Annotated in this window: 1 protein-coding gene and 1 rRNA gene; one reads left to right on the top strand and one right to left on the bottom strand. The window is 32.2% G+C overall.

What is annotated here, in order from left to right; genetic code table 11:
• Window positions 1-50 precede the first annotated feature (50 nt).
• Complete coding sequence (locus SOY52_RS11100; RefSeq protein WP_320849019.1) at window positions 51-1,739, top strand: glycoside hydrolase family 2 protein; 1,689 nt, start codon at window positions 51-53, stop codon at window positions 1,737-1,739.
• Window positions 1,740-1,770: 31 nt separating this feature from the next.
• Here SOY52_RS11100 and rrf read toward each other — a convergent pair.
• A 5S ribosomal RNA gene (rrf, locus tag SOY52_RS11095) occupies window positions 1,771-1,885 on the bottom strand.
• Window positions 1,886-1,888: the final 3 nt, after the last annotated feature.

The raw sequence follows: 1,888 nt of genomic DNA, 5'->3' as shown, positions 1-1,888 counted from the left end.
TTAATTCCTCTTTCAGTTTTAATTATAATTAGGTTAAAGGAGGAAAAGAAATGTTAGGTATAGATAAAAAGTTTGAGAGAGAAGATTCTTACTCTCTCAATGGTAGATGGGAGTGCGAGATAATAAAATGTCCTTATATTGATACTTCCTTTAATAACCCAAAAGCAACTACTTTATCATATAATCCTCCCCAATATACTAAAAGTATTTTAGTACCTTACTCACCTGAAACCGAAAAAAGTGGAATTTCTCACACTCTTTTGCCAGATGAAGAACTTTGGTATAAAACTCATATTAACTATAAAAGGTCTGATAAAGATACAATCCTTCATTTCATCGCTGTTGATTGGAGGTGTGTATTATTTGTGAACAAAAAATTTGTAATGTATCATGAAGGTGGATATACCCCTTTTGAAGCTAATATAACAAAATATTTAATTGAAGGAGATAACACAATAGAGCTTAAGGTACACGACTTTTCTGATAGCGAGCCTTATTGCAGAGGTAAGCAATCATTAAAGCCCCATGGAATGTGGTATCGCTGTCAAAGTGGTATTTGGCAAAGTGTTTATATTGAAAATAGAGAAAAAGAATATATTAAAGATATTTATACAGAAACCTTAAATGATAAAGAAGCAATTATCATTGTTAGTGCAACAGCTACAGGTATTGCTGAAGTGGATTTTGGGGTTTCAAAAGTATATGTAGAAACTAATAAAGAGTGCATGCTTGATATTAGTAAGCTTGAATTGTGGCATCCTAATAATCCTAAAATTTATCCAGTTAAGGTTTCATTTAAAAAGGATGTAGTTTCCTCATATTTTACCTTCAGATACCTTTCATACAGCGATAGTAATCGCTTTATGCTAAATGGAAAAGAATTCTTTTCAAATGGTGTACTAGACCAAGGATACTCTCCTATTGGGTATTTAACACTTGATGAAAAAGAAATGGAAGCTGACCTTAAGCTAATTAAAAGCTTAGGCTTTAATACGCTTAGAAAGCATATTAAAGTTGAAAGCCCTATGTTTTACTATCTTTGCGATAAAATAGGTCTTTGTGTATGGCAGGATATGGTATCAGGAGGAAATCCTTCAATAGTTGTAGCTAGCCTTCCTGCAGTTGTGCAAGGCTTTAAATTATCAGATAAAGAACACCATAAGATGTTTGGAAGAAAAGAACAAAAAGGCAAGGATGAGTTTATTCAAAGTGCTGAGGACACTATAAAATGTTTAAAGAACTATAAATGTATCATTCTTTGGACTATTTTCAATGAAGGCTGGGGACAATTTAATAGCTATGATGTCTATCTTCATTTAAGAAATTTTGATAAAACTCGTTTCTTTGATAACACATCAGGCTGGCATGACCAAAAGAAAGGTGAAATAGCATCATATCACTACTACTTTCAAACGTATAAATTTAAGAAAGATGATAGGAATAGAGCAACAGTGCTTTCAGAATTTGGTGGTAATATATTTAGAATTAAAGATCATACTTATAATGATAAGGATTTTATATATAAAAAGACCAATAGCGAAGAAGAGTTTTTAAATAGGCTTAGCGAGCAATTTAATAATGTAAAAGAACAAAAACAGAAGGGGCTAACAGGAAGTATATATACTCAAATTAGTGATGTAGAAGAAGAGAGTAATGGTTTTATTACCTTTGACAGAGAGGTAATAAAATCAGATATACAAAAATTAAATAAAATTATAAGTATTTTAAATGATAAATAATATAAAAGTTAAATTAAAAGAGTATAAAAAAAGCTGGCAGCGACCTACTCTCCCACACACGAGGTGCAGTACCATCGGCGAAGAAGCGTTTCACTAACCGTGTTCGGGATGGGAACGAGTGTTTCCACTTCTCTATGGCCACCAGCAAA

The organism is Bullifex sp. (assembly GCF_034103065.1).
Taxonomy (GTDB): Bacteria; Spirochaetota; Spirochaetia; order Sphaerochaetales; family Sphaerochaetaceae; genus Bullifex.
Note: the sequence above shows the minus strand (reverse complement) of the source record. Positions and strands in the feature narration are given on the sequence as shown.

What these genes read in the sequence shown, in the direction of transcription:
- SOY52_RS11100 (WP_320849019.1), top strand. Translation starts at nt 51, where the DNA reads ATGTTAGGTATAGATAAAAAGTTTGAGAGAGAAGATTCTTACTCTCTC.